This is a genomic window from Cupriavidus sp. WS (assembly GCF_000395345.1).
Taxonomy (GTDB): Bacteria; Pseudomonadota; Gammaproteobacteria; order Burkholderiales; family Burkholderiaceae; genus Cupriavidus; species Cupriavidus basilensis_B.
The window spans coordinates 1-4,842 of sequence record NZ_AQPL01000233.1 but is presented as its reverse complement, the minus strand read 5'-3'; the positions used below and the strand labels follow the sequence as shown (position 1 = coordinate 4,842).

Here is a 4,842-nt window from a genome sequence, read left to right as displayed (position 1 = left end):
GGGCGCGGATCCGATCATGCGCGCGCGGGCCGCGCTGCACCAGCGGTGCCGCGCGCGCATTCTTGCGCTGGATCAAAAGAAGCCGAGAGCGTTGGGGCTGTAGCTGACCAGCAGGTTCTTGGTCTGCTGGTAGTGGTCGAGCATCATGCGGTGGTTCTCGCGCCCGATGCCGGACTGCTTGTAGCCGCCGAAGGCCGCGTGTGCCGGATACGCGTGGTAGCAGTTGGTCCACACGCGCCCGGCCTGGATGCCGCGGCCCATGCGGAAGGCGCGCGCGCCGTCGCGGCTCCACACGCCGGCGCCGAGGCCGTAGAGCGTGTCGTTGGCGATCTCCAGCGCCTCGTCCTCGTCCTTGAAGGTGGTCACCGCGACCACCGGGCCGAAGATTTCCTCCTGGAAGATGCGCATCTTGTTGTGGCCGGCGAAGACCGTGGGCTTGACGTAGTAGCCGGTGGACAGGTCGCCGCCCAGCGCGTTGCGCTCGCCGCCGATCAGGCATTGCGCGCCTTCCTGCTTGCCCAGGTCGAGGTAGGACAGGATCTTCTCCATCTGCTCCTGCGACGCCTGCGCGCCGATCATGGTGCTCTTGTCGAGCGGATGGCCCTGCTTGATCGCCGCCACGCGCTTGAGCGCGCGCTCCATGAAGCGCTCGTAGATGGATTCCTGGACCAGCGCGCGCGACGGGCAGGTGCAGACTTCGCCCTGGTTCAGCGCGAACATGGCGAAGCCTTCGAGCGCCTTGTCGAAGAAAGCGTCGTCGGCGGCCATCACGTCTTCGAAGAAGATGTTGGGCGACTTGCCGCCCAGCTCCAGCGTCACCGGGATGATGTTCTGCGAGGCGTACTGCATGATGAGCCGCCCGGTGGTGGTCTCGCCGGTGAAGGCGATCTTGTTGATGCGCGGGCTGGACGCCAGCGGCTTGCCCGCTTCCAGGCCGAAGCCGTTGACCACGTTGAGCACGCCCGGCGGCAGCAGGTCGCCGATCAGCTCCATCAGCACCAGGATCGAGGCCGGGGTCTGCTCGGCCGGCTTGAGCACCACGCAGTTGCCGGCGGCCAGCGCCGGCGCCAGCTTCCAGGTGGCCATCAGCAGTGGGAAGTTCCACGGAATGATCTGGCCGACCACGCCGAGCGGCTCGTGGAAGTGATAGGCCACGGTGTCGTGGTCGATCTCGGAGATGCCGCCTTCCTGCGCGCGGATGCAGCCGGCGAAGTAGCGGAAGTGGTCCACCGCCAGCGGCAGGTCGGCCGCGGTGGTCTCGCGGATGGGCTTGCCGTTGTCGATGGTCTCGGCCACCGCCAGCGTGACGAGGTTGGCCTCGATGCGGTCGGCGATGCGGTTCAGGATGTTGGCGCGCTCGGTGGTGGAGGTGCGGCCCCACGCGGTCTTGGCGCGGTGGGCGGCGTCGAGCGCGGCGTCGATGTCCTTCTGGTTGGAGCGCGGCACGCGCGTAAACGGCTTGCCGGTGACGGGCGTGATCGCCTCGAAGTACTGGCCGTCGGCCGGGGCCACCCAGGCGCCGCCGATATAGTTCTCGTACTGGTCCTTGTAGGGGTTCGCAACGCCCAGCTGGGCGATTTCCGCCATGTCCATGTCTCGCTCCGTTCTTTGATGTGGTCCGCTGTCGGGCGACAGCCGCCGTGCGGCGATGCCGCGCGCACGCCGCCTTATCCGCAAGAGGCATGCCCGCGGCGGGCGGCGGCGTGGCAAGGGCGTGGCGGCGCCACGCGGCGCGCAGATGCGGGTGCCCGCCGGGCGACGCGGCGCGCGCGGGTGTGTCAATCTGGAACAGCGCGTGCGCCAGCGTGACACGGCGGTGTCACAGGCGCGGGCTAGCTGCCGCTGGCGTGGATCAGGAACTCGCGCAGCGCGTCGGCCGGCTTGTCGAGCGCGCGGCCGGGCTGCCACAGCAGGCCCACTTCCATGTCCGGCACGCCGTCGGCGATCGGCCGCGCCTCGATCTGGCGGCCTTCGAGCGACCACGGCCGGTACACCATGTCGGACAGCACGGTCACGCCGAAGCCATGCGCCACCAGCCCGCGCAGCGCCTCCATCGAACTGGTGCGGAACGCGACCGATGGCGCCAGCCGCTTGCTGCGCCAGTAGCGCAGGGTGGCGCGCTCGCTCTCGTCCACGGTGATCTGGATGTACGGATGGGCCGCGATGTCCTTGAGCGTGAGGCGCGGCAGCGCCAGCAGCGGATGCGAAGGCGAGGCCCACAACTGCCGCCGCGAGCGGATCAGCGTGTGATGGGCGAAGCGCTGCAGCTTCTCGATATTGGACAGCAGGCAGATGCCCAGCTCGATCTCGCCGTTCAGCACGCCCTGCTCGATGCCGGGGCGGTCCATGTCGTGCAGGTCGAAGTCGATGTCCGGGTAGTTGCTGCGAAAGCGCGCCAGCAGCCCCGGCAGCAGGTAGCCCAGCACGGTGTACGACGCCGCCAGCCGCACCGTGCCGGCGAGGTTGTGCGCCTGGAAGCGCGGCTCGCGCAGGGTGTCCTGCACCGCGTCGAGGATGTCGCGCGCGCGCTGATGCAGGCGATGGCCTTCGGCGGTGAGCGCCACGCCGTGCGGCAGGCGGTCGAACAGGCGCACGCCGAGCTGCTGCTCCAGCATCAGCACGGCGTTGGTGATGGCCGACTGCGACACGTGCTGGGCGGTGGCCGCCATCGAGAACTGCCCGGTCTCGGCCGCCGCGGCGAAGTAGCGGAACTGCCGCAGCGTGATTTCCTTGGCAAGGCGCGGCGCGCCGTCCTGTCTGCTGCTGCGTTCCTTCGGCATGGCTGCGCTCCTGGTGGGCCACAGGGTAAACGCGCGCTATCTGTCTGGCGCATACCTGTTCTCTGAATTCTTGATTTTACGATAACGGGCCGCCTTCCTACACTCAGCGCAGCCCCACAGAGCGCAGAACGGAGACCGCATCGATGAATGCCCCCCTATCCCCCGCCCAGCAAGCCGAACTGGCGTCCCTGGAAACGGTTTCGCTGGACGACAAATACACGCTGGAGAAGGGCCGGGTCTACCTGAGCGGCACCCAGGCGCTGGTGCGCCTGCCCATGCTGCAGAAGGCGCGCGACCGCGCCGCCGGCCTGAATACCGCCGGCTTCATTTCCGGCTACCGCGGCTCGCCGCTGGGCGGCGTGGACCAGGCGCTGTGGAAGGCCAAGGCGCACCTGGCCGCCAGCGACGTGGTGTTCCAGCCCGGCGTCAACGAAGACCTCGCCGCCACCGCGGTGTGGGGCTCGCAGCAGGTCAACCTGTTTCCCGGCGCCACCCGCGACGGCGTGTTCGCCATGTGGTACGGCAAGGGCCCGGGCGTGGACCGCTCCATCGACGTGCTCAAGCACGCCAACTCGGCCGGCTCGGCCAGGCACGGCGGCGTGCTGCTGCTGGCCGGCGACGACCACGCCGCCAAGTCGTCCACCGTGGCGCACCAGTCCGAGCACGTGCTGATGGCCGCGGGCATCCCGGTGCTGTACCCGTCGGACGTGCAGGAATACCTCGACTACGGCCTGCACGGCTGGGCCATGAGCCGCTACTCCGGCCTGTGGGTGTCGATGAAGTGCGTGACCGACGTGGTGGAGTCCAGCGCCTCGGTGGAGATCGATCCCGAGCGCGTGCGGATCGAGCTGCCGGAAGACATCGCCATGCCGCCGGACGGCCTCAACATCCGCTGGCCCGACCCGCCGCTGGTGCAGGAAGCGCGCCTGCTGGACCACAAGTGGTACGCGGCGCTGGCCTACGTGCGCGCCAACAAGCTCAACCGCGTGGTGCTCGATTCGCCCGACGCGCGCTTCGGCATCATGACCGCCGGCAAGGCCTACCTCGACGTGCGCCAGGCGCTCGCCGACCTGGGCCTGGACGACGACACCTGCCGCCGCGTCGGCATCCGCGTGTTCAAGGTGGGCTGCGTGTGGCCGCTCGACGCGCAGGGCGCGCGCGAGTTCGCCACCGGCCTGGAAGAGATCCTGGTGGTGGAGGAGAAGCGCCAGATCCTCGAATACGCGCTCAAGGAAGAACTCTACAACTGGCGCGACGACGTGCGCCCCAAGATCTACGGCAAGTTCGACGAGCGCGGCAACCACGGCGGCGAATGGTCGTTGCCGCGCGGCGACTGGCTGCTGCCGGCGCACTATGAACTGTCGCCGGCGCTGATCGCCAAGGCCATCGCCACCCGCCTGGAAAAGCGCGACCTGCCGGCCGACGTGCGCGCGCGCATCGCCGCGCGCGTGGCGCTGATCGAGGCCAAGGAGCGCGAGGCCGCGCGCCCGCGCATCGCGGTCGAGCGCAAGCCGTGGTTCTGCTCGGGCTGCCCGCACAACACCTCGACGCGCGTGCCGGAAGGCTCGCGCGCGATGGCCGGCATCGGCTGCCACTACATGACGCTGTGGATGGACCGCAATACCGACACCTTCAGCCAGATGGGCGGCGAGGGCGTGGCGTGGACCGGCCAGATGCACTTCACCGGCGAGAAGCACGTGTTCGTCAACCTCGGCGACGGCACCTACTTCCACTCCGGTCTGCTGGCCGTGCGCGCGTCGATCGCGGCCAGGGCCAACATCACCTACAAGATCCTGTTCAACGACGCCGTGGCCATGACCGGCGGCCAGCCGGTCGACGGCGTGCTGACGGTGCCGCAGATCGCCCACCAGGTGCTGGCCGAAGGCGCCAGCAGGATCGTGGTCGTGACCGACGAGCCGGAAAAATACGGCGACGGCGCCATGCTGCCCGCCGGCGTGACCGTGCATCACCGTGACCGGCTCGACGAGATCCAGTTGCAGTTGCGCGATACCGCCGGCGTCACCGTGCTGATCTACGATCAGACCTGCGCCACCGAGAAGCG

The 4,842-nt window shown here is 69.0% G+C and carries 3 protein-coding genes; 1 reads left to right on the top strand and 2 read right to left on the bottom strand.

Features of this window, described 5'->3' with window-relative positions; translation table 11 throughout:
* Nucleotides 1-72: 72 nt before the first annotated feature.
* Both adh and K206_RS0119390 read right to left on the bottom strand, forming a co-directional pair.
* Nucleotides 73-1,593 (bottom strand): aldehyde dehydrogenase, encoded by a 1,521-nt coding sequence (gene adh, locus K206_RS0119395; RefSeq protein WP_020204052.1) that lies wholly within the window; start codon nucleotides 1,591-1,593, stop codon nucleotides 73-75.
* A gap of 239 nt (nucleotides 1,594-1,832) precedes the next feature.
* Entirely contained in the window at nucleotides 1,833-2,780 is a 948-nt protein-coding gene (locus tag K206_RS0119390; RefSeq protein WP_020204051.1) for a LysR family transcriptional regulator, read from the bottom strand.
* A 143-nt stretch (nucleotides 2,781-2,923) separates the two neighbouring features.
* Between K206_RS0119390 and K206_RS0119385 the strand changes: the two genes are divergently transcribed.
* On the top strand, nucleotides 2,924-4,842 hold a 1,919-nt coding region (locus tag K206_RS0119385), incomplete at its 3' end, for an indolepyruvate ferredoxin oxidoreductase family protein (RefSeq protein ID WP_020204050.1).